This window comes from Streptomyces sp. NPDC092952 (assembly GCF_044754785.1).
Taxonomy (GTDB): domain Bacteria; phylum Actinomycetota; class Actinomycetes; order Streptomycetales; family Streptomycetaceae; genus Streptomyces.
The window spans coordinates 258197-278587 of the sequence record NZ_JBIVPT010000002.1 but is presented as its reverse complement, the minus strand read 5'-3'; the positions used below and the strand labels follow the sequence as shown (position 1 = coordinate 278587).

Below are 20391 nucleotides of genomic sequence, written 5' to 3'. Positions count from 1 at the left end.
AGGCCGAGCACGTCGAGGCGTACGCCGTCGCCGCTCCTGTGGCTCGCAGCTCGTGATCTCAGCCGCTCACGGACCTGACTGGCTCTCCCGCCTTGAAGGGAAGAAGCCGGAACGGTCGCCTTCTTGCAGGCCGAACCGGTGGGTGCGGGCTTGGGCGATGACGTCGTGGGGCGGGTCACCGTTCTCGAAGATGATCACCTGTCCTGGGAAGGTGAGCATGTTCCGGTAGAAGTGATCGACGACGGTCGATGTCATCGGTACGTCGTCGCCTGGGGCGTCGCTCTGGGGGTCGCTGTGGGGGCCGCGGTAGGTGACGACGGGCGAGTCGAGGACGACGAGCCCGGGGTGCGGCCGGTCGTGCTCACGGCAGTAGTGGGCCAGGGCCGTGGTGAATGCGGAGTGCAGCACGGAGCGGACGCCCTTGCCCCGAGAGGCCCGCAGTCGGTTACCTGCCCTGATCTCCATCTGGTACTGGTCGTACTCCGCGTACTCGACGGAGGGCACCTTCCACGCCTCCAGCGTGTGCTGGAGGACCTGGTCAAAGGCGGAGAGTGCCCGGTTCGGAATGTAGTCGGTGGGCCGGTGGACGGGCGTTGCGGCTTCACCGTCCAGCTGCGACCGGCGTTCTTCCAGTTCCTCAATGCGCTGGTGAAGGTCCAGGTCGCGTTCGATGGCTGAGCGGACCTCAAGATGCTGGTCCATGTCCTCGCGCAGCGGGGCGAGCCGTCCCCGGGTGACGGAGATGTCCGCGTCGAGGCGAGCAGCGGATGCCTTCAGCTCCTCCCTGCGGCTGCTGAGCTCTTCGATCTGACTGAGTAGGTCGCGCATGGTCGGCCGAAGGTCATCGAGGAGGGAGGTGGTCTTGGCCATCTCGGTCTCCACTGCGAGATGCAGCTGGGTCGTCTCGCGTTCGCTGTGGTCGGGGTGCTGGTGTTCGGGTTCGGCACCGCAGAAGACGCAGGTGCCGACCTTGAAGAACCCCAGGAGGTTGCCGGCCTCGGTGACCATGACGAGCCGGTCAATGTCGGAGCGGTACTGCTTTTCCAACAGAGTGAACCGGGACATGAGGTCGCCGACCTCGGCCAGGCGTGCTTCTATCCCGGCCAGCTCCTCCGTGACCGACATGCGTTCGGTCACGGAGTTCAGGTGCTGTTGGGTGATGGTCTCGACTGCGCGGGAGTAGCCATCGATGGTTGTCTGCAGGCGCCGGTGCCGGTCGCGGAGTTCGTGAACGTTCTCGGAGGTGCTGAGCTTGTTCTGCAGGTCGACGATGATCCGGTCGAGGAGGCTGATCTGCCCTTTGTTGACGCGGCGCTGGCCGGCGTTCATGCCGGTAGTGACCTCGGCGTCGCCTTCTCCGGTCAGCAGCAGCCGCATGACGGAGGCCGCCGCGGTCTTCCCGTTGGCCGAGGAGGAGTGCAGGACCGGGGAGCGTTTGTCGACCATGCGGTTTTCAGGAACGACCGAGAGGTGAACCAGGTCGCTCAGGCGCAGCTCGCGCGTGCCGCCTGCGTCGTTCGTGCGAATGCGCAGGTCGTCCCATCCCAGGTGGCCCAGGAGGAACTGGGAGAGGCTGTTCTTGCTGCGCGCGGTGTGCTTGGCCGTGACGTCAAAGTCGGAGGGGCGGGTGACCAGCTCCCGCAGGTCCGCCCAGTGCACGTGGACGGTGTTGGATTCCGGGACGCGCAGCAGGGTGAGCGGGGTACCGTCGTCGAGTTCGAGGCCGAGGAGGATCTGGCTGTATCCCTCGGCCTCGGAGACGAGATCGAGCTTGCTGCCGCCGAGCATGTACTCGATTGACTCCGCGACAAACGACTTGCCGGTGTCCGAGGCACCGTAGACGACGGTGAGGGACGGGTCGAAGTCCACTGTCGCGAGCGGCTTGGCCGCGGAGGCGTAGGTGAGATGTGTCAGACGCAGGTCAGCCATGGCCAGCCCCTTCGGATGCGGAGCCTGTTGTGGCGCGGTTGATGATCTGATGGGTCACACTGCGGGCGTGCGCCGGGGAGGCGTAGCGGTTGAGGGCCCACTCGGCCCGTTCGCGCAGAGATGCAACGTAAGGGGCTTCCAGCACTTCGATGAAGGTGGGGCCGTTTTCCGCGGCCGCGTACACGAGGCCGTCGTCGCTGCTGACGAGGTCGGCCAGCCCGGCCCGGATCAGCACGAGAAGACCTTGTTCGAGGAGTTCTCGCTTCCTGCCGAGTTCGCCCTCCCGGGCTGGCAGATCGGGGTGGAGGCTGCGCGGGCCGTCGAACTCGCCGCTGTGGAGCATGAGGTAGTCCAGCGCGACAAGCTGGGCGAGGTCCAAGGGCCGGGGGTGACTTTCGACCAGGAGGACAAGAGCGCGCACGCCCACCTCGAGCGGGCTGTTAAGCGGGGTCACTGTTCTCCCTCCCGGCACCAGATAAGGCGGTTGTCGTTCGCCAGGTGGTGACATACCCCCTTGCGGACCTCCGGCCCCACGTAGGGTTTGAGGACCGTCTCGGTCACTTCCACGGTTCCCGCGCAGATCATGACGGCTGCGTGGCGTTCCCAGCCGTTCGAGTGAGCCCGCTCCGACTCCTCCACGACAATCGTGTAGATATCCTCTTTGACCTGGTCAAAATATTCCGGCGTGGTCGAGTCCCGCGCGAACACGCGCACGGACTCGGCGGCGAAGAAGGCCACCCGCTGCCGCAGGAGGTGCCCCTTGGCCTCGGCCACGTCCTCGACCTGCTCCAGAGTGTTGATCTTGTCGGGAAACCGCTCCCGGTAGACATCGACTAAGCGCTGCACATACCGCGCCTCGTCGTGCCGGGGCCGCTCGGGAGGAGTCAGCTTGATCGGCCCGTTCGCCGGTGGAACGTGCGGGAAACGCGCGAGCCAGTGCGGCGTGGTCATGTGCTCTTCGAGCACCTGATCAAGATCGACGCACGAGAACATGCCGAAGTCGGTGCCTTCCGCCAGTTCCTTGACCTTGCGGCGCTCGTCATCATCGAGCCTGGTCACGAGCTTGTCCCTGGTCGTGGTCAGGTCCGCCAGGAACTTTGTCCGGCACTCGGACGGCTTCGAGATGAGGCGCTTCAGGCTGGCAGCGAAGGTGAGAGCAACGAAGACGTAACGGCTCGGGACGGTGAAATGACCGGCCGCAGCGGCCACGAACATCTTCCGCATCTCCTGGGCCGCTGTGGTCCAGGACAGATCCCGCTTGTACTGCTTGCACTGGTAGTTGTGCCATTCCCCCTCCAGCTTCGCCTGCGTCAGGAAGCCCGCCACGTCGATCCCGTGGTCCCCCGCGCCTCCCTGCCGCTCAACGAGGTCGTACTTCGCCCCCTGCGTCGGCACCCATTCCTTCACGAACTCCTCGAAATCGTCGGGGTCCATCAGGAAAGTGACCGTCTGCTTCGGCGTCGCCATCCTCGGCATGCTGAGCCTAGGCGGCAGCACTGTCAGTGCCCGCTGCTCTTCACCCCCCGGCTGACCGTCATGCTGGCCCGTCACGCCATCCCCCCTGCTGTGCTTGGCGATCTCAAGAGATATCACCGGGAGGCAGCCGCATCCAGACCCGAACAGCGGTGCGAGCTGCCAGATGGCCAGGTTTGTTCGCCAGTACGCCGCAACCAGCAGTGACCGGTCCTCCTGGCTTTGTTCACGGGAATGGACAGCAGATGTTCACCACTTCGGAAGGCACCTCAGCACACCGGGAATTCGAACACCGAGTGAGTCGCTTGCCGGGGTCCGAGGCGGCGGCTGGCATCTGCTCGCGCTGCGTTGACACTCCGCGACGGTGGCAGGTGCCGTTCCCACAGCAGATGAGAAAACATGTTGGCCGCCCGCCGGTGAGCTGCGACGATGCGTCTGTTTCCCAGGCGGAGGAAGTTTGTTCGTTTTCGTGTGTGCGGGATGCGGCGCCGAGCTGACCGCCCCGCTGTCCCAGGTCTCACTGCCAGTACACGCCCGTCAGCAGTACGGGAACGGGGCCCAGCTTCCGGTGCTCATGGAATCCGGGACGTTTGCCGTGGACCCGGACCCTTGGGGAGGGCCGTGGCGGCTGTGGGACGAGATTGATCCGGGCGAGGCTGAGGCACGCGGCATCTACGCGCCAGTCCATGCCCTGTCCGACGGCACGCCCGGGGCCAGTGTCATTGCGCCCGGTGATATCCGTGGAACCCGGTTGATTCCCGAGAAGCGTGGCGGTGCCTGCTGTGGCCTCGACGGGGCCGACGGGCCCAACATGGCCTGCGAGGCATGCGATCTCCCCGTGGCGACCAGGGTCGACGATTGCTCGCTCTGGCAGATGGTGAGACTCGGCTCAGACGTCGTGCACCGCGTCCCCGTCGACGGTATCCACGCTGTACCCCTGTCCTGGGCGGAGTTGGCAGAGAAGGGGGAGAAAACGCCCCCGTTCGAGCCCATCGCCACGTGGGGAGGAAGGCTGGGGCCGAACCACTACTGGTCGTGGAGTCCGCAGTGGGAGGCGGCAGCTGGCCAGGCGCTCGCCCACCTTCTGATTGCCTCCGAGGGGCAGCCGGTGAAGGTTCCGGACGGCCTGACCGCGGACGTGTTCCAACGCACGCTCGACGCCTTGCTTCCGGCAGGCACCCGGGAGCGGCATGCCGTCCTGGCCGGACCGGGACAGCCCTCCCCGGACGCAGGCGTCGACATCCTCCTCGTCCCCGTCCATCCCCAGACGGGCCGGACCTGGACCCCTGCAGACCCGACCACACCGGCATACCTGGTGCCCCTGCCGCTGGGGGTGTGGCTGTGGCTGGTCTCTCCCGAACCGAACTTGCCGGTTCCCGCGTCGGGCCGCATAGCCCAAGACGTCCTCCGCGACTACCCGCTTCCGCTGCTGCCCAACCACCTGTTCCGGGCCGACCGGGGAACGTTCCAACACACCTTGGTCCGGCTACCAGCTGTGCGCAGCCCGTGTCTGCGCACGATCCTCGAGAACCTCACGCAGAGCACCTCGGCTGGCCTCTTCTAGCCGTCCGGCAATCGAACAGCACCAGACTCTCGTGCCTTCCGAAGTGGTGAACATCTGCTGTCCATTCTCGTGAACAAAGCCAACGGCTCCGACGCCGTCATCACACAGCCACACCAAGATCATCAAATCGGGATCAGGCGGAGGTCCCCGGCTCATCGCTTGCAGCAGACGAGACCGCCAAGGAATGAGAACTCCAAGGCAGCCTGTCCGGTGATCGCTTCGTGCTCTTCCCGCATCCAAGAAGGCTCTCCCCGTGATCTGCGAACGGTGTCTCGTCGCCGATCGCTCCCACGGTGACGTGTCCCCAGTCACCCATGCCGTAGGTCGGCGTCCGGGCTCTGATTCCTCGACGGTCAGCGAACCTATAGACGGGCCCATGAACACACCAGAGCCTCCCGCAGCCCCTGGGGCCGCCGGGGTTATGCGCCAGGGCGTACGGCGACGGCCGAGGCCCGCGCCTTCGGCAACGAGATGCCCTGGGCCTGAGCCATCACCCCCGGCCGTAGCGTCCACGGCACGGGGCTCGTGTCCATCAGCCACTCGTTCGACAGCAGCCGCTGCACGATGAAGCTACGCACAGATCTGCACACGTCCCACCCCAGGCCCGAGCACAGCTGGTTGAAGGAGGGACCGTGGCCGTGCTCTGCCCGGAAGACCACAGTGAACTCGGCTGCCTGCGGTCCGCGGTCAGGGTGGGCCTCCTTCCACTCGCCGTAGGCGTTCTTGATCCACTTGGGGACGAACTGCGGGCGGACCCGCTCCATGAACGCCGCAGCGACCTGTCCCGGTTCGAGCGTGCACACGGCGCAGTACTCGACAGCCTCGGCGTGCCGCCGCAACGCGGGGGTTGCCGCGTTCTTCCACTGGGACCAGGCTGCGGCGTCAAACCGAACCGCCGGCCTCATGCGGCACTCGACTTGACCTTCGGCCTTCGCGGCCTCGGCCGTCCGCTCGTCTTCGGTTGGACGGTGCAATCCCGACAAGTGGCGTACGGCCGGGTCAAGGCGGTAGCGATCCTCGGACAACTCCGTGAGGAACCCCTTTCGTAGGAGGTCGGGTAGGGCGGCTCGGCAGGCATCGGTGAAGTCGGGCGGGATCTGCCCGAGAAGCTTGGACGTGCTGTGCGCCGCGAGGAACAGACCGGCCAGCCGCGCCGCAGGAGGAAGCTTCTTGACCGGCTTGGCGGACATGGCGCGCGTGGTCCATCCGGACACCCGCGAGCGTACGTTCTTCCCGAAAGGGAGCGGGTGATCATCTGTCCGGGCCATGTCGGGGACCGTGATTGGTACCGGAGTCGCGGGATCGTTGCTGAAGAGAGCGTCGCCGATCTGCCAGCCCAGGCAGCGAAGGGCGTGGACGGCTTCGCGTGCGTCACCGAGCCGCAGAGCGGACAGGTCCGCCCCGGTGAGGTTTCCGACACCACCACGGGCGGCCCGGATGGCCACCACCACGGCGACGAGCTGAGCATCAGGGCCGGGTAGCGCGAGGGAGCACGCGTAACTCAGCAGCGTGCGCGCGGCTTCCCCTTGTTGGGAACTCAACAAGAACGCCTGCGGCACTGTGGCCGGGGTGGCGCTGATATTGCTGGAGCTGGATGCATTCTTCGGCACGACGGTCCCAACGCGTAGGGAAGGGGCTGGTCACTATCCATGCTCCATCTGGAGCAGGCCAGATGGAGATTGCCTTGAGCTGACCTTTGTGAGTAATCCGAACCCTGGTTACAGGGTGCAAGGCGCCTCCCGGACGGGCCCCACCCGACAGAGCCCGGTCAGGCTCTAAGAACTTCAACACGCTGAACTTGACAGAGAAGACGTGGGGCAGGGGGACGCCCTGGTGCTGGCCGCGGGGGAGGGGGCGGCGGTGGTCGTCGACGCCGGGCCGGACCCGCTGCTCGTCGACCGGTGTCTGCGCGAACTCGGTGTCAACGAGGTGCCGTTCCTGATCCTCACCCACTTCCACGCCGACCATGTGCGCGGGCTGCCCGGGGTGCTGCGGGGCAGGGCGGTCGGCGCGATCGAGACGACGAGCCTGGACGAACCGCCGGACCAGGCCGCCTTCGTACGCAGAACGGCGGCCTCGGCGCACGTGCGGCTGGTCCGGGCCGTCCCGGAGGAGCACCGCAGGATCGGGGCGCTCGACTGGCGGGTCCTCTGGCCCGCCGACACGGCCGGACCGGGCAGTGGTTGGGCGGCATCCGGTACCGAGCCCCCGCCCCGGGACCCGAACGACGCCAGCGTGACCCTGTACGTCCGGGCCGGCGGCCTGACCCTGCTGCTGCCCGGAGACCTCGAACCCCCGGCCCAGCAGGGGCTGTTGCGCAGATACCCGACGCTGTCGCGGGTGGACGTGCTCAAGGTCGCCCATCACGGATCGGCCTATCAGGATCCCGCCCTGCTGCGTGCCGTGCGCCCGAGACTCGCTCTGGTGAGCGTGGGCCGGGACAACCCGTACGGTCATCCGGCCGCGCGTACCGTCGACGCGCTCCGGGCGGGCGGGGCCATGGTGCTGCGTACGGACACCGAGGGGGCGATCGCGGTGTCGGGCGCCGGACCGGGGCTGCGGGCGGTCGGCGATTCGGGGCTTTGGTGATGTCTCGTAACCAGTCGCTACCAGTCGCTCCGTTTGCCTCGAACGCCACAATGGTGGTCGAATGCATGGTCGTCGGTGGGCCGCTGCTCCGACAGGAAGGTTCAGCCGCCGGGCCCAGGCGAACCGTTCCTGGGGAGAGGTGGAAGATGTTCGGGCGTTGGCTGAAGAACCGAGCGGCGGGGCCCGGGCAGGGCAACGCCCTCGCCGGACTCAAGGTGCCGCGGACCGCCGGGCTGCTCAGCTGCCGTGTGCTGGACCCCGTCAACGAGATCGTCCCAATGGCCGAGTTCGCCGTCATGGACAGGTCCGGACACCGGATCTTCAGCGGTGAGACGGACCCGTTCGGCAGTGTGCTCGCCACCGTCCCGGCCGGTGAGTACCGGCTGGTCGTCACGGCCGAGGGCTTCACCCCGTTCCACGGCTCCGCCACGGTGGTCGAGGGCGGTCACGCCGACCTCGGCGACGTGACCCTCCAACTGTCCCCGCCCCCGCAGCTGCCCGCCCCGGGCGAGTGGGCGATCGAGCCGATGCACTCGCAGATCGGCTTCACCGCCCGGCACATCGGCCTCGCGCGGATCCACGGCCGGTTCAACACCTTCGCCGGGGCCGTGCGGATCGCCGATCGCATGGAGGACTCGGCCATGCACGTGATCATCGACGCCGCGTCGATCGACACCAACGTCCAGATGCGCGACGACCACCTGCGCTCCAGCGACTTCCTCGATGTCGGGCGGTACCCGACGATGGAGTTCTACAGTGACCGCTTCGTCCACCGGGGCGGCACCCGCTGGGGCGTGACGGGCGCGCTCACCCTGCACGGTGTCAGCCGGACGGTCACGCTGGACAGCCAGTACCTCGGTCTCGGGAGCGGCCTGGAGGGCGAGACCCGCGCCGCCTGCCGGGCCACCACCGAACTGCACCGCGAGGACTTCACCCTGACCTGGCAGACCATGCTGGCCCGGGGCATCGCGGCCGTCGGCTCCAGCATCGCCATCGACCTGGACATACAGATAGTCCCCAAGGGCTGAGCCACCGGGTCTCCCCGAGGGCAGGGGCTACAGGGCTACGGGGCTTCGAGCCACCCTTCGTACTCCGCCGCGAGGGCGTCGAGCGCGGTGGCGTCCAGCCGTGCGGCGGTGTCCTCCACGACCACCAGCCACTGGGCGTCCTCGGCGTCGTCCTCGCCGGCCAGCGCGTCGCGTACGAGCTGGGGTTCCTCGGCGACCCCGAAGCGCAGGCCGAGTTCCTCGGCCACCTCCTCCGCCGCGTCGCGGTCGGGCAGCACCAGCACATGTCTCACATCGCTCACCGGGCCATTCTCCTGTACCCGGGAAGTGCCGGGGGAAGCGGTGGGGGAGGGAGCCCGGGGCCGTTGTCGGAGGTGCGTGGGATGCTGGACGGCGATGGCCACCAGAAAGAGTTCCACCGACGACCCGCTCGCTCCCCTCACGCTCGCCGTGGGCCAGGAGGACCTGCTCCTGGACCGCGCCGTGCAGCAGGTGGTGGCGGCGGCCCGCGCCTCCGACCCCGACACGGACATCCGCGACCTCACCTCCGACCAGCTCCAGCCGGGCACCCTCGCCGAGCTGACGAGCCCCTCGCTCTTCGCCGAGCGCAAGGTGGTGATCGTCCGCGGGTCGCAGGACCTCTCCGCCGACTCGGTCAAGGACGTCAAGGCGTACCTCGGCGACCCGGTCGAGGAGATCACCCTGGTCCTGCTGCACGCGGGCGGCGCCAAGGGGAAGGGGCTGCTCGACGCGGCACGCAAGGCCGGGGCGCGGGAGGTCGCCTGCCCGAAGACGACCAAGCCGGCCGAGCGGCTGTCCTTCGTACGGTCGGAGTTCCGGGCGCTGGGGCGGTCGGCCACGCCCGAGGCGTGCCAGGCCCTGGTCGATTCCATCGGCAGCGACCTGCGGGAGCTGGCGAGCGCGGTCTCGCAGCTCGTCGCGGACGTCGAGGGCACCATCGACGAAGCGGTCGTCGCCCGCTACTACACGGGCCGCGCCGAGGCGTCGAGCTTCACGGTCGCCGACCGCGCGGTGGAGGGCCGGGCGGCGGAGGCGCTGGAGGCGCTGCGCTGGTCGTTGTCGACGGGCGTGGCGCCCGTACTCATCACGAGCGCGCTGGCCCAGGGCGTGCGGGCGATCGGCAAGCTGTCCTCGGCCCGCGGCGGCCGCCCCGCCGACCTCGCCCGTGAGCTGGGCATGCCGCCCTGGAAGATCGACCGGGTGCGGCAGCAGATGCGCGGCTGGACGCCGGACGGGGTGGCCCTCGCGCTGCGCGCGGTCGCGGACGCGGACGCCGGGGTCAAGGGCGGTGGCGACGACCCGGAGTACGCGCTGGAGAAGGCCGTGGTCGCGGTGGCCCGGGCCGCCAGGTCGGGCCGCTAGGGCGTGTTTCGAAAGGAGCGCCGTCTGGGCACTGCCGCCTACCCGCGGCCCGGCGGTTCCTCTTGATGGGGAAGCGAACCGGGCAGGAGAGGATCGTCGCCACCTCCGGAAATCTGTTCCTCGTACAGGGCCACCTTGTGGGAGATCAGCGCCGAGCAGGAGGACAGTTCCTCGATCCGGGCGGCTAGCCGTTGCTGGTGGGTGTGCAGGAGGGCGAGCCGCGCTCGGAGGGTCGTGGGCCCCTCTCTCACGAGGGTCGCGTACTCGCGGATTGCGGGGAGGGGCATGCCGGACGCGCGGAGCCTGGTGCACAGATGGAGCCACTCAAGGTCTTTCTCTCCGTAGACGCGGTTGCCGTGAACGCGGCGAACCGGGAAAGCGAAGAGTCCTTCTTTCTCGTAGAAGCGCAGGGTGTGCACGCTGAGACCGGTGCGCTCCGCGACCTGGCCGATCGTGAGGGACGGCGGGTGAGGCATGCGCCGAGCGTACGGCTTGCTCTAGAGCCGACTCCAGGATCTAGCGTCCGGAGCCATGACCTATTCCCCTGTCGCATTGATCACCGGCGGCTCCGGAGGACTCGGGGCGACCACCGCGCGTCTGCTGCTCGAGCGCGGCCACCGGGTCGCTGTTACCGGACGCGACCGCCTCCGGCTCGACCGGTTCACCGAGAACTGCGGAAGTCCTGATCGGCTGCTGGGCCTTGTCGCCGACGCCGCCGACCCGGAGGCGACGCAGTCCGCGGTGGACGCCACCCTCCAGAGGTACGGGCGGCTGGACGTAGTCGTTGCCAACGCGGGTTTCGCCAGGTCGGACAGTCTCGTCGACGGCGACCCCTCCCATTGGCGGGAGATGGTGCTGACCAACGTCCTGGGACCGGCCGTCGTCGTGCGAGCCTCGGTGGAGGCGCTGAAGGCGACCCGGGGCCGGATCGTCCTGGTGGGCAGCGTCGCGGGCTTCGTCCACGCTCCCGGCAGCCTTTACGGCGCGACCAAGTGGGCGCTGACCGGCCTGGCCGAGAACGCCCGCCGGGCGCTGACGGGGCATGGCGTGGGGGTGACACTGGTCGCGCCGGGCGGTATGGACACCACCTTCTGGGACAACCTGGGCGGGCGGCCGGAGAGGCCGATGCTGACCGCGGAGCAGGTCGCGGAGTCGATCGTGTGGGCGGTCGGCCAGCCGCCCGGAACAGACGTCAACACGCTGGTGATCCGCCCGATCGGCCAGCCGGTCTGACGCAGGCGGCGGGCCGGGGCCGGGCCGCCGGCATCTGGGGGACGCGCGCCCCGCAGTCCCGTCCGGCCCCGGCCCCGCAGGTCCCGGGGAGCCACATGTACGCACGCCGAAGGCCCCGGCAGCCGCCCTGGGGGAGGGCGGAGGCCGGGGCCTTCGGTTCACGCTTCGGTGCGCCGCACCCGCGTGGCGAACGCAGGTTCGGTGTGCGGCGCGGGGTGCCGGTCAGGAGCGGGAGAGAGGGCCCGCTGGGTCCGTTCCGGCGATCACATCAGAATGCTCAGCCCTGGAGGGTGGCAACCTTGGAGGCCAGCGCCGACTTCTTGTTGGCGGCGGCGTTCTTGTGGATGACACCCTTCGAGACGGCCTTGTCGAGCGCACGGGAAGCGTCGCGGGTGGCCACGGTGGCCTTCTCGACGTCACCGGCGGCGACGGCCTCGCGGGCCTTGCGGATAGCGGTCTTGAGCGAGGACTTGACGGCCTTGTTGCGCAGGCGCGCCTTCTCGTTCGTCTTGTTCCGCTTGATCTGGGACTTGATGTTCGCCACGAAAAGAGCCTTTTCAGGTTCGTTGGATCTTCGGTGTGCGCCCCGCGGCCCGTAAAGAGTCGCGAGACACAGCTGTCAACGGTACCAGCACCACTCCGACCGGCCCAAACCGGTCTCCGCCCGGCAACCATGGGACGATGGAGGCTGCGTATCGATCCGACCGACCCGACATCGACCCGAGACACGGCGTTCGGCGTCTCAAGAATCAGGACCCTGCGTGCCCGCGACCCCTACCCACGTGCCCGAGCCGAGCCGTACCGACCCGGCGCTGATCCGCAACTTCTGCATCATCGCGCACATCGACCACGGCAAGTCGACCCTTGCCGACCGGATGCTCCAGCTGACCGGGGTGGTCGACCAGCGGCAGATGCGCGCTCAGTATCTCGACCGTATGGACATCGAGCGCGAGCGCGGCATCACCATCAAGTCCCAGGCGGTCCGTCTGCCCTGGACGCCCGAGACGGGCGAGGGACAGGGCCGCACCCATGTCCTCAACATGATCGACACCCCGGGCCACGTCGACTTCACCTACGAGGTCTCGCGTTCGCTCGCCGCCTGTGAGGGCACGATCCTGCTGGTCGACGCGGCCCAGGGCATCGAGGCCCAGACGCTCGCCAACCTCTACCTGGCGATGGAGAACGACCTCACCATCGTCCCGGTGCTCAACAAGATCGACCTGCCGGCCGCGCAGCCGGAGAAGTTCTCCGAGGAGCTGGCCAACCTCATCGGCTGCCAGCCGGAGGACGTGCTCAAGGTCTCCGCGAAGACCGGCATCGGCGTGGACGCGCTGCTCGACCGGGTGGTCCGGGACGTTCCGGCCCCGGTCGGCGTCGCGGACGCCCCCGCCCGCGCGATGATCTTCGACTCGGTCTACGACTCGTACCGGGGCGTCGTCACCTACGTCAGGGTCGTCGACGGGCAGCTCAACAAGCGCGAGCGCATCCGGATGATGTCGACCGGCGCCACCCACGAGCTGCTGGAGATCGGGGTCTCCTCCCCGGAGATGACCCCGGCCGACGGTCTCGGCGTCGGCGAGGTCGGCTACATCATCACGGGTGTGAAGGACGTCCGGCAGTCCAAGGTCGGTGACACGATCACCTCCCTCAACAAGGGCGCGACCGAGGCACTGGGCGGCTACAAGGACCCCAAGCCGATGGTGTTCTCCGGGCTCTACCCGCTGGACGGCTCGGACTACCCGGACCTGCGCGAGGCCCTGGACAAGCTCCAGCTCAACGACGCCGCCCTGGTGTACGAGCCGGAGACCTCCGCGGCCCTCGGCTTCGGCTTCCGCGTCGGCTTCCTCGGCCTGCTCCACCTCGACGTGATCCGCGAGCGGCTGGAGCGCGAGTTCGGCCTCGACCTCATCGCCACCGCCCCCAACGTGGTCTACCGCGTCGACATGGAGGACGGCACCGAGCACACCGTCACCAACCCGAGCGAGTTCCCCGAGGGCAAGATCGACAAGGTGCACGAGCCCGTCGTGCGCGCCACGGTCCTGGCCCCCAGCGAGTTCATCGGCGCGATCATGGAGCTCTGCCAGCAGCGCCGCGGCACCCTCCTCGGCATGGACTACCTCTCCGAGGACCGGGTCGAGATCCGCTACACCCTGCCGCTCGCCGAGATCGTCTTCGATTTCTTCGACCAGCTGAAGTCCAAGACGCGCGGGTACGCCTCGCTCGACTACGAGCCCACCGGCGAGCAGACCGCCCAGCTCGTCAAGGTCGACATCCTGCTCCACGGCGACAAGGTCGACGCGTTCTCCGCCGTCACGCACAAGGACAAGGCGTACGCGTACGGCGTGCGGCTGGTCGCCAAGCTGCGCGAGCTGATCCCCCGGCAGAACTTCGAGGTGCCGATCCAGGCCGCCATCGGCTCCCGGGTCATCGCCCGTGAGACGGTCCGCGCCATCCGAAAGGATGTTCTCGCCAAGTGCTACGGCGGTGACATCTCCCGTAAGCGGAAGCTGCTGGAGAAGCAGAAGGAAGGCAAGAAGCGGATGAAGATGGTCGGCAGCGTGGAGGTCCCGCAGGAGGCCTTCATCGCCGTGCTGTCCACGGACGACTCCGGTGCGGAGGGCAAGGGCAAGAAGTAGGCCCGCGCCCAGCCCCCGGGCCGTCCGGACGGGCCCCCGCACCGCAGCACCCTGCGGCGGCGGGGGCCCGTTCGTTATCAAGCGGCGGCCCCTTGCCCCTTACGCGGCGGACCCGGGCCCTCTACCCTGATCACGGCCTCGTAGTTACTCGCCAGTTAAACAAGCGGGACCGGGAGCCACCGGACCGGCGGACGGCCGTACGCGGAGCACACCGTACGCGGGACACCGAGCGCAGCAGGACGAAGAAGAAGCAGGAACAAGCAGCAGCAACAGCAGTCAGCAGCAAACAGCAGCCGGTCGTGAAGCACTGCCGCAGGCCCGGAGGACGTCGTGAGCGACACACTGACCTTGATCGAGAACCGACCGCCCTCCGTGGCGAACCTCTTCATCGACCGCGTGGCGGCCACCCCGGACGGGGAGGCGTACCGCTACCCCGTCCCGTCGGCCGCCGGTCAGGGCCCCGACGAGTGGAAGTCGCTGAGCTGGGCGCAGGCCGCCGAGCGGGTCTACGCCATCGCCGCCGGGCTCATCGCCCTGGGCGTACGGCCCGAGGAGCGGGTCGCGCTCGCCTCCTCCACCCGGGTGGAGTGGATCCTCGCCGACCTCGGCGTGATGTGCGCCGGCGCCGCGACCACCACGGTCTACCCGTCGACCAACGCCGAGGAGTCGGCGTTCATCCTCTCCGACTCCGACAGCCGGGTGCTGATCGCCGAGGACGCCGGCCAGCTCGCCAAGGCCCGTGAGCGCCGCGCCGAGCTGCCCGATCTCGCCCATGTCGTCGTCATCGACCCGGAGGGCGCCGAAGCAGCCGAGGGCGACCCCGAGGGCTGGCTGCTCACCCTGGCCGAGCTGGAGGCCCGCGGCACCGCGTACCTGGCGGAGCACCCCGAGGCGATCAAGGAGCGGGTCGCCGCCATCACCCCGGACCAGCTCGCCACCCTGATCTACACCTCGGGCACCACCGGCCGACCCAAGGGCGTGCGCCTGCCGCACGACAACTGGTCGTACATGGCCAAGGCGACCGTCTCCACCGGCCTCATCACCTCCGAGGACGTGCAGTACCTCTGGCTGCCGCTCGCGCACGTCTTCGGCAAGGTCCTCACCTCCGGCCAGATCGAGGTCGGCCACGTCACCGCCGTCGACGGCCGGGTCGACAAGATCATCGAGAACCTGCCGGTCGTCCAGCCGACGTACATGGCGGCCGTGCCCCGCATCTTCGAGAAGGTCTACAACGGCGTCGCCGCCAAGGCGCGGGCCGGGGGCGGGGCCAAGTACAAGATCTTCCAGTGGGCGGCCGGGGTCGCCCGGGAGCACGCCAAGGTCTCGCAGGACAACTTCCGGCGCACCGGCACCGCCTCCGTCCCCTTCGCGCTCGGCGCCAAGCACAAGGTCGCCGACACCCTGGTCTTCGCCAAGATCCGGGAGGCCTTCGGCGGCCGGCTGCGGGCCTGCGTCTCCGGCTCCGCCGCGCTCGCCCCGGACATCGGCCTCTTCTTCGCCGGCGCCGGGATCCACATCCTGGAGGGGTACGGACTCACCGAGTCCAGCGCCGCCTCCTTCGTCAACCCGGGCGAGGCCTACCGCACCGGCACCGTCGGCAAGCCGCTCCCCGGCACCGAGGTGCGGATCGCCGACGACGGCGAGATCCTGCTGCGCGGCCCCGGGATCATGGAGGGCTACCACGGGCAGCCGGAGAAGACCACCGAGGTCCTGGAGCCGGACGGCTGGTTCCACACCGGCGACATCGGCGAGCTGTCCGTGGACGGCTACCTCCGGATCACCGACCGCAAGAAGGACCTCATCAAGACCTCCGGCGGCAAGTACATCGCCCCGGCGGAGGTCGAGGGGCAGTTCAAGGCGGTCTGCCCGTTCGTCTCCAACATCCTGGTGCACGGCGCCGACCGCAATTTCTGCACCGCGCTGATCGCCCTCGACGAGCCGACCCTCCTCGGCTGGGCCGCCGAGAACGGCCTGGGCGGCAAGTCGTACGCCGACGTGGTGGCCGCCCCGCAGACCGTCGCGCTCGTCGAGGGCTACGTGAAGCGGCTCAACGAGGGCCTCCAGCGCTGGCAGACCATCAAGAAGTTCCGGCTGCTCCCGCGCGACCTCGACATCGAGCACGGCGAGCTGACCCCCAGCCTCAAGCTGAAGCGGCCGGTCGTCGAGCGCGCGTACAAGGACCTGATCGACGACATGTACGCGGGAACCCGCGAGGCGTAGGGCGTCCCCCGGCCAGGGTCCGCCGGGCACCCCCTGGCCCACCACGCCCCACCGGCGCGGTCGCGAGTACGGATCTTGCGGCCGCGCCCGTTCCGTCCCGCTCATTTTCTCCGCCCACTTCGGCAACTCGTTGCTTATGGGCATGGTCCATCTGTCACGCTGTCGGTGTCGCCCGCGCAGACGAGAACCGACAGACAGCAACGAGAACAGACAGAGCGAGACAGGTCAGGAGCTGCACCGTGGGGTCCATTCCCTTGCAGCGGGACATCGTTCAGCGTCCCGGAAATCCCGCAGACCGCGCGGACACGCGGCCGACCGCCCACACGTCCCTGCCCGGCAACCTCCTCGCCCCCTCCGCCGCCCGCCGGTTCGTCCGGGCCGCGCTGGAGGAGTGGGCCGGGCTCGGGCTCCCGGCGGCCGTGGGCTTCAGCGGGCGCCTGGCGGAGGACGCGGAGGTCGTCGTCAGCGAGCTGGTGACCAACGCGGTCGTGCACGCCGGGACCACCGTGGAGCTGGTCGTCCGGCTGGAGGAGGCCGACGACGACGAGGCCGCGGCCCTGTCGCTGGAGGTCTCCGACCACCACCCGGCCCGCGCGGTGCGCAGCGACCGCCCCGAGTCCGGAAGCGCGGCCGACGCGGCGGAGGGCACCCGCGCCGTCGGTCCCGACGAGCCCGCCGAGTACGGCCGGGGCCTCCAGCTCGTCGGCACCCTCGCCGAACGCTGGGGGATCACCTACCGCACCGGCCTCAAGACCGTCTGGGCCCGGCTCCCGGTGGACGACTGGAACCCCTTCCCGCAGGCGCCCGCCGATCCCGTCCTCCCGCACGGGCTGCGCGAGGCCGAACTCCTCGCCCCCTCCGCCCGGCGCGCGCTGCGCGACGACGCGGACTGGGCCGGCCGGGGCGCGCTCTCCTTCCTCGCCGAGGCCTCGGACCTGCTGGCCGGTCAGCTCGACGAAGACATCGTTGCCGCGCTCTCCGGGCAATTACTGGTACCCCGCCTCGCGGACTGGTGCGCGATCTGGCTGGAGCCGGAGAACGGCGGCCCCTCGGCGGTTCCCCGGCTCGCCAGCGTCTGGCACCGGGACGAGACCGAGACCGGCGGGCTCCGCGCCCTGCTGGAGCAGGGCCCGATCCGGCTGCCCGAGCGGGTCGGCACCGGCCCCGTCTCCATGCCCTGGCCCGGCGGCGAGGAGCCCTGGCCCGGCGGTACGGAGAAGACCGGGAAGGACGAGGAGGGCGACGGCCCCGCCGTCTCCGCCCTCGCCTACCGGATCACCTCCGGCGGCCGGACCCTGGGCGCGGTGCTCCTCGGCAGGGAAGGGCTCGCCCGCGTCCCCGACGAGGTGACCGCGCTCATCGAGGACTTCGTGCGCCGGGTCGGCCTCGCCGTCGGCGCCGCCCGCGAGTACACCCGGCAGGCCACCATCAGCCGCATCCTCCAGCGGGCCCTGCTGCCCGGGAAGGTCGCCGACATACCCGGCGTCGCCAGCTCACTGGTGTACGAGCCCAGCGACGACGGGGTGGTCGGCGGTGATTTCTACGACATCTTCCCCTGCCCCGGCGACCGCTGGTGCTTCGTCCTCGGCGACGTCCAGGGCAGCGGCCCCGAGGCCGCCGTCGTCACCGGCCTCGCCCGGCCCTGGCTGCGGCTGCTGGCCCGGGAGGGCTTCGGCGTCGGCGAGGTCCTGGACCGGCTCAACCGGCTCCTCCTCGACGACGCGATGGAGGCCGCCGAGGCCGCCGCGCTGATGGTGGCCGCCGCCGGCGGCCAGCAGACCGCGGACACCGGCCAGTCCCGCTTCCTGTCCCTGCTGTACGGCGAGCTCGTCCCGCTGCCCGGCGGCGGAGCCCGCTGCACGCTGGCCAGTGCCGGCCATCCGCTGCCGCTGCACCTGCGGCCCGACGGCGAGGTGCGCCCGGCCGCCGAACCGCAGATGCTGCTCGGGATCTTCGACGACGTCGCGTACGAGAGCCAGAGCTTCGAGCTGGCGCCCGGCGACAGCCTGCTCTGCGTCACCGACGGGGTCACCGAGCGGCGCTCCGGCACGCGGATGTTCGACGACGGGGACGGCCTGGCCCTGGCGCTGGCCGGATGTGCCGGACTGTCGGCGGACGGCATCGCTGACCGGATCAAGCGGGCGGTGCACGAATTCGCCGAGCGGCCGCCCGACGACGACCTGGCCCTGCTGGTCCTCCAGGCCGGCTGATCCCGCGCGGGGGAGAGGGGAGCGGACCGCGCGTGGCCGGGAACGCCCCGGCGGCGCGCGACAATGGGCGGTATGCCTTCCGTACTGCCCGATGGTGAACCCGTGCCCGACGACGGGGCGCTGCCCCGCCATGCCCTGGAAGGCGCCGCCGACCGGCCGCTCGGCTTCTACCTGCACGTGCCCTACTGCGCGACCCGCTGCGGCTACTGCGACTTCAACACCTACACCGCGACCGAGCTGCGCGGCTCCGGCGGCGCCCTGGCCTCCCGGGACAACTACGCCGCCCATCTGATCGGCGAGGTCCGCCAGGCCCGGAAGGTCCTCGGCGACGACCCGCGCCCGGTCCGCACGGTCTTCGTCGGCGGCGGCACCCCGACCCTGCTCGCCGCCGCCGACCTGGTCCGGATGCTGGCGGCGATCCGCGAGGAGTTCGGGCTCGCGGACGATGCCGAGATCACCACCGAGGCCAACCCCGAATCGGTCGGCCCGGCCTACCTCGCCGAGCTGCGCGAGGGCGGCTTCAACCGGATCTCCTTCGGGATGCAGAGCGCCCGGCAGCACGTCCTGAAGATCCTCGACCGCACGCACACCCCGGGGCGCCCCGAGGCCTGCGTCGCCGAGGCCCGGCAGGCGGGCTTCGAGCACATCAACCTCGACCTGATCTACGGCACCCCCGGCGAGTCCGACGACGACTGGCGGGCCTCGCTGGACGCGGCGATCGGCGCCGGACCCGACCATGTGTCGGCGTACGCCCTGATCGTCGAGGAGGGCACCCAGCTGGCCCGCCGCATCCGGCGCGGCGAGGTCCCGATGACCGACGACGACGTCCACGCCGACCGCTACCTGATCGCCGAGGAGGCGATGGCCGCGGCGGGCTACTCCTGGTACGAGGTGTCGAACTGGGCCCGCACCCCCGAGGGCCGCTGCCTGCACAACGAGCTGTACTGGCGCGGCGCCGACTGGTGGGGCGCCGGCCCCGGGGCGCACAGCCACGTCGGCGGGGTCCGCTGGTGGAACGTGAAGCACCCCGGCGCCTACGCCCAGGCCCTCGCCGAGGGGCGCTCGCCCGGCGCCGGCCGGGAGGTCCTCTCCGCCGAGGACCGGCGCGTCGAGCGGATCCTGCTGGAGCTCCGGCTCGCCGACGGCTGCCCGCTGTCGCTGCTGGCCCCGGCCGGTCTCGCCGCCGCCCGCCGCGCCCTGGCCGACGGCCTCCTGGAGCCCGCCCCGTACGAGGACGGGCGGGCGGTGCTCACCCTGCGCGGGCGGCTCCTGGCGGACGCGGTGGTGCGGGACCTGGTCGACTGAGGCCCCGCACGCCGGCTACCGCTCGACGGGCGCCGTGACGAAGTCGATCAGGTGCTCCACCGAGCCCAGCAGCGACGGCTCCAGGTCCCGGTAGGAGCGGACCGAGGAGAGGATGCGCTGCCAGGCCGCGCCGGTGTTCTCCGGCCAGCCCAGCGCCCGGCACACCCCGGTCTTCCAGTCCTGCCCGCGCGGCACCGCCGGCCACGCCGGGATGCCCACCGAGGACGGCTTCACCGCCTCCCACACGTCGATGTACGGATGCCCCACCACCAGCACGTCCGCCTGCGCCGCCCGCTCGGCGATCCGGGACTCCTTGGAGCCGGGCACCAGATGGTCGACCAGCACGCCCAGCCGGGCGTCCGGGCCGGGGGAGAAGGCGCGCACGATGCCCGGCAGGTCGTCGACGCCCTCCAGGTACTCCACGACCACGCCCTCGATCCTGAGGTCGTCGCCCCAGACCCGCTCCACCAGCTCCGCGTCGTGCCGCCCCTCCACGTAGATCCGCCCGGCCCGCGCGACCCGCGCCCGGGCCCCGGGGACCGCGACCGACCCCGAGGCCGTACGGGCCGGGCGCGCCGGGGCGGCGGCCGCCGGGCGGACGAGGGTGACCACCCTGCCCTCCAGCAGGAAGCCGCGCGGCTCCATCGGGAACACCCGGTGCTTTCCGAAGCGGTCCTCCAGGGTCACCGTCGGACCCTGGGCCGTCTTCTCGCACCGGATCACCGCACCGCAGAATCCGGTGGACACCTCCTCCACCACCAGATCGGGCTCGGCGGGGACCTCGGGAACGGGGGCGGACCTCTTCCACGGCGGGGTCAGGTCCGGCTGGTAGCTGCGCATCG

Annotated in this window: 16 protein-coding genes and 1 pseudogene; 9 read left to right on the top strand and 8 right to left on the bottom strand. The window is 70.0% G+C overall.

The genetic code is table 11. The features are described from left to right. Positions 1 to 66 precede the first annotated feature (66 nt). From ACIQGQ_RS05260 to ACIQGQ_RS05250, 3 genes are read right to left on the bottom strand one after another with little or no spacing between them, the layout of a single operon-like run. Positions 67 to 1929, bottom strand: a complete 1863-nt coding sequence (locus ACIQGQ_RS05260) for a hypothetical protein (protein ID WP_402390887.1) — start codon at positions 1927 to 1929, stop codon at positions 67 to 69. Further along, positions 1922 to 2437, bottom strand: coding sequence for an ABC-three component system middle component 2 (locus tag ACIQGQ_RS05255; protein ID WP_402390885.1), 516 nt, complete (start codon positions 2435 to 2437; stop codon positions 1922 to 1924). Before ACIQGQ_RS05255 ends, ACIQGQ_RS05260 begins: the two co-directional genes overlap by 8 nt. Next, positions 2380 to 3396, bottom strand: coding sequence for an ABC-three component system protein (locus ACIQGQ_RS05250; RefSeq protein WP_402390882.1), 1017 nt, complete (start codon positions 3394 to 3396; stop codon positions 2380 to 2382). The genes ACIQGQ_RS05255 and ACIQGQ_RS05250 overlap by 58 nt, the downstream gene beginning before the upstream one ends. 463 nt (positions 3397 to 3859) lie before the next feature. Here ACIQGQ_RS05250 and ACIQGQ_RS05245 point away from each other — a divergent pair, with 463 nt between their 5' ends. Next, positions 3860 to 4966, top strand: coding sequence for a hypothetical protein (locus ACIQGQ_RS05245; RefSeq protein WP_402390879.1), 1107 nt, complete (start codon positions 3860 to 3862; stop codon positions 4964 to 4966). Positions 4967 to 5385: 419 nt separating this feature from the next. Here the strand turns inward: ACIQGQ_RS05245 and ACIQGQ_RS05240 are convergent, their stop codons facing one another. Beyond that, positions 5386 to 6576, bottom strand: coding sequence for a hypothetical protein (locus ACIQGQ_RS05240; protein ID WP_402390876.1), 1191 nt, complete (start codon positions 6574 to 6576; stop codon positions 5386 to 5388). A 199-nt stretch (positions 6577 to 6775) separates the two neighbouring features. Here ACIQGQ_RS05240 and ACIQGQ_RS05235 point away from each other — a divergent pair. After that, positions 6776 to 7555 (top strand): annotated as a pseudogene (locus ACIQGQ_RS05235) (ComEC/Rec2 family competence protein); the annotation flags it as partial. 146 nt (positions 7556 to 7701) lie between these two features. Further along, positions 7702 to 8583 (top strand): YceI family protein, encoded by an 882-nt coding sequence (locus ACIQGQ_RS05230; protein WP_366291077.1) that lies wholly within the window; start codon positions 7702 to 7704, stop codon positions 8581 to 8583. 35 nt (positions 8584 to 8618) lie between these two features. Here the strand turns inward: ACIQGQ_RS05230 and ACIQGQ_RS05225 are convergent, their stop codons facing one another. Next, positions 8619 to 8864: a hypothetical protein gene (locus tag ACIQGQ_RS05225; protein ID WP_366291079.1), complete on the bottom strand. Its 246-nt coding sequence runs from the start codon at positions 8862 to 8864 to the stop codon at positions 8619 to 8621. A gap of 94 nt (positions 8865 to 8958) precedes the next feature. On the opposite strand from ACIQGQ_RS05225, the gene holA reads away from it, so the two are divergent. Then, complete coding sequence (gene holA / locus ACIQGQ_RS05220; protein ID WP_402390872.1) at positions 8959 to 9945, top strand: DNA polymerase III subunit delta; 987 nt, start codon at positions 8959 to 8961, stop codon at positions 9943 to 9945. Positions 9946 to 9983: 38 nt separating this feature from the next. Here the strand turns inward: holA and ACIQGQ_RS05215 are convergent, their stop codons facing one another. Next, entirely contained in the window at positions 9984 to 10421 is a 438-nt protein-coding gene (locus tag ACIQGQ_RS05215) for a MerR family transcriptional regulator (protein WP_402390869.1), read from the bottom strand. A 55-nt stretch (positions 10422 to 10476) separates the two neighbouring features. Between ACIQGQ_RS05215 and ACIQGQ_RS05210 the strand changes: the two genes are divergently transcribed. Then, positions 10477 to 11178, top strand: coding sequence for an SDR family oxidoreductase (locus ACIQGQ_RS05210; protein ID WP_402390866.1), 702 nt, complete (start codon positions 10477 to 10479; stop codon positions 11176 to 11178). A gap of 277 nt (positions 11179 to 11455) precedes the next feature. Here the strand turns inward: ACIQGQ_RS05210 and rpsT are convergent, their stop codons facing one another. Continuing rightward, positions 11456 to 11722 carry a 30S ribosomal protein S20 gene (rpsT, locus tag ACIQGQ_RS05205; protein WP_352275249.1) on the bottom strand — a complete coding sequence of 89 codons (267 nt, stop codon included), beginning with the start codon at positions 11720 to 11722 and terminating at the stop codon, positions 11456 to 11458. A gap of 217 nt (positions 11723 to 11939) precedes the next feature. Between rpsT and lepA the strand changes: the two genes are divergently transcribed. From lepA to hemW, 4 genes are all read left to right on the top strand, one after another. Further along, positions 11940 to 13814 (top strand): translation elongation factor 4, encoded by a 1875-nt coding sequence (gene lepA / locus ACIQGQ_RS05200; RefSeq protein WP_352275247.1) that lies wholly within the window; start codon positions 11940 to 11942, stop codon positions 13812 to 13814. A 330-nt stretch (positions 13815 to 14144) separates the two neighbouring features. Beyond that, positions 14145 to 16034 carry an AMP-dependent synthetase/ligase gene (locus ACIQGQ_RS05195; protein WP_402390863.1) on the top strand — a complete coding sequence of 630 codons (1890 nt, stop codon included), beginning with the start codon at positions 14145 to 14147 and terminating at the stop codon, positions 16032 to 16034. Between the two features lie 254 nt (positions 16035 to 16288). Beyond that, positions 16289 to 18244: a SpoIIE family protein phosphatase gene (locus ACIQGQ_RS05190; RefSeq protein WP_402391966.1), complete on the top strand. Its 1956-nt coding sequence runs from the start codon at positions 16289 to 16291 to the stop codon at positions 18242 to 18244. A gap of 72 nt (positions 18245 to 18316) precedes the next feature. Further along, positions 18317 to 19549, top strand: coding sequence for a radical SAM family heme chaperone HemW (hemW, locus tag ACIQGQ_RS05185; protein WP_402390861.1), 1233 nt, complete (start codon positions 18317 to 18319; stop codon positions 19547 to 19549). Between the two features lie 15 nt (positions 19550 to 19564). On the opposite strand, the gene ACIQGQ_RS05180 is transcribed toward hemW, so the two are convergent. Continuing rightward, a complete protein-coding gene (locus tag ACIQGQ_RS05180) occupies positions 19565 to 20389 on the bottom strand; it encodes a DUF3097 domain-containing protein (RefSeq protein WP_402390858.1) in 825 nt (274 codons plus the stop codon). Positions 20390 to 20391: the final 2 nt, after the last annotated feature.

What these genes read in the sequence shown, in the direction of transcription:
- ACIQGQ_RS05260 (WP_402390887.1), bottom strand. Translation starts at nt 1,929, where the DNA reads ATGGCTGACCTGCGTCTGACACATCTCACCTACGCCTCCGCGGCCAAG.
- ACIQGQ_RS05255 (WP_402390885.1), bottom strand. Translation starts at nt 2,437, where the DNA reads ATGTCACCACCTGGCGAACGACAACCGCCTTATCTGGTGCCGGGAGGG.
- ACIQGQ_RS05250 (WP_402390882.1), bottom strand. Translation starts at nt 3,396, where the DNA reads ATGGCGACGCCGAAGCAGACGGTCACTTTCCTGATGGACCCCGACGAT.
- ACIQGQ_RS05230 (WP_366291077.1), top strand. Translation starts at nt 7,702, where the DNA reads ATGTTCGGGCGTTGGCTGAAGAACCGAGCGGCGGGGCCCGGGCAGGGC.
- holA (WP_402390872.1), top strand. Translation starts at nt 8,959, where the DNA reads ATGGCCACCAGAAAGAGTTCCACCGACGACCCGCTCGCTCCCCTCACG.
- ACIQGQ_RS05215 (WP_402390869.1), bottom strand. Translation starts at nt 10,421, where the DNA reads ATGCCTCACCCGCCGTCCCTCACGATCGGCCAGGTCGCGGAGCGCACC.
- ACIQGQ_RS05210 (WP_402390866.1), top strand. Translation starts at nt 10,477, where the DNA reads ATGACCTATTCCCCTGTCGCATTGATCACCGGCGGCTCCGGAGGACTC.
- hemW (WP_402390861.1), top strand. Translation starts at nt 18,317, where the DNA reads ATGCCTTCCGTACTGCCCGATGGTGAACCCGTGCCCGACGACGGGGCG.
- ACIQGQ_RS05180 (WP_402390858.1), bottom strand. Translation starts at nt 20,389, where the DNA reads ATGCGCAGCTACCAGCCGGACCTGACCCCGCCGTGGAAGAGGTCCGCC.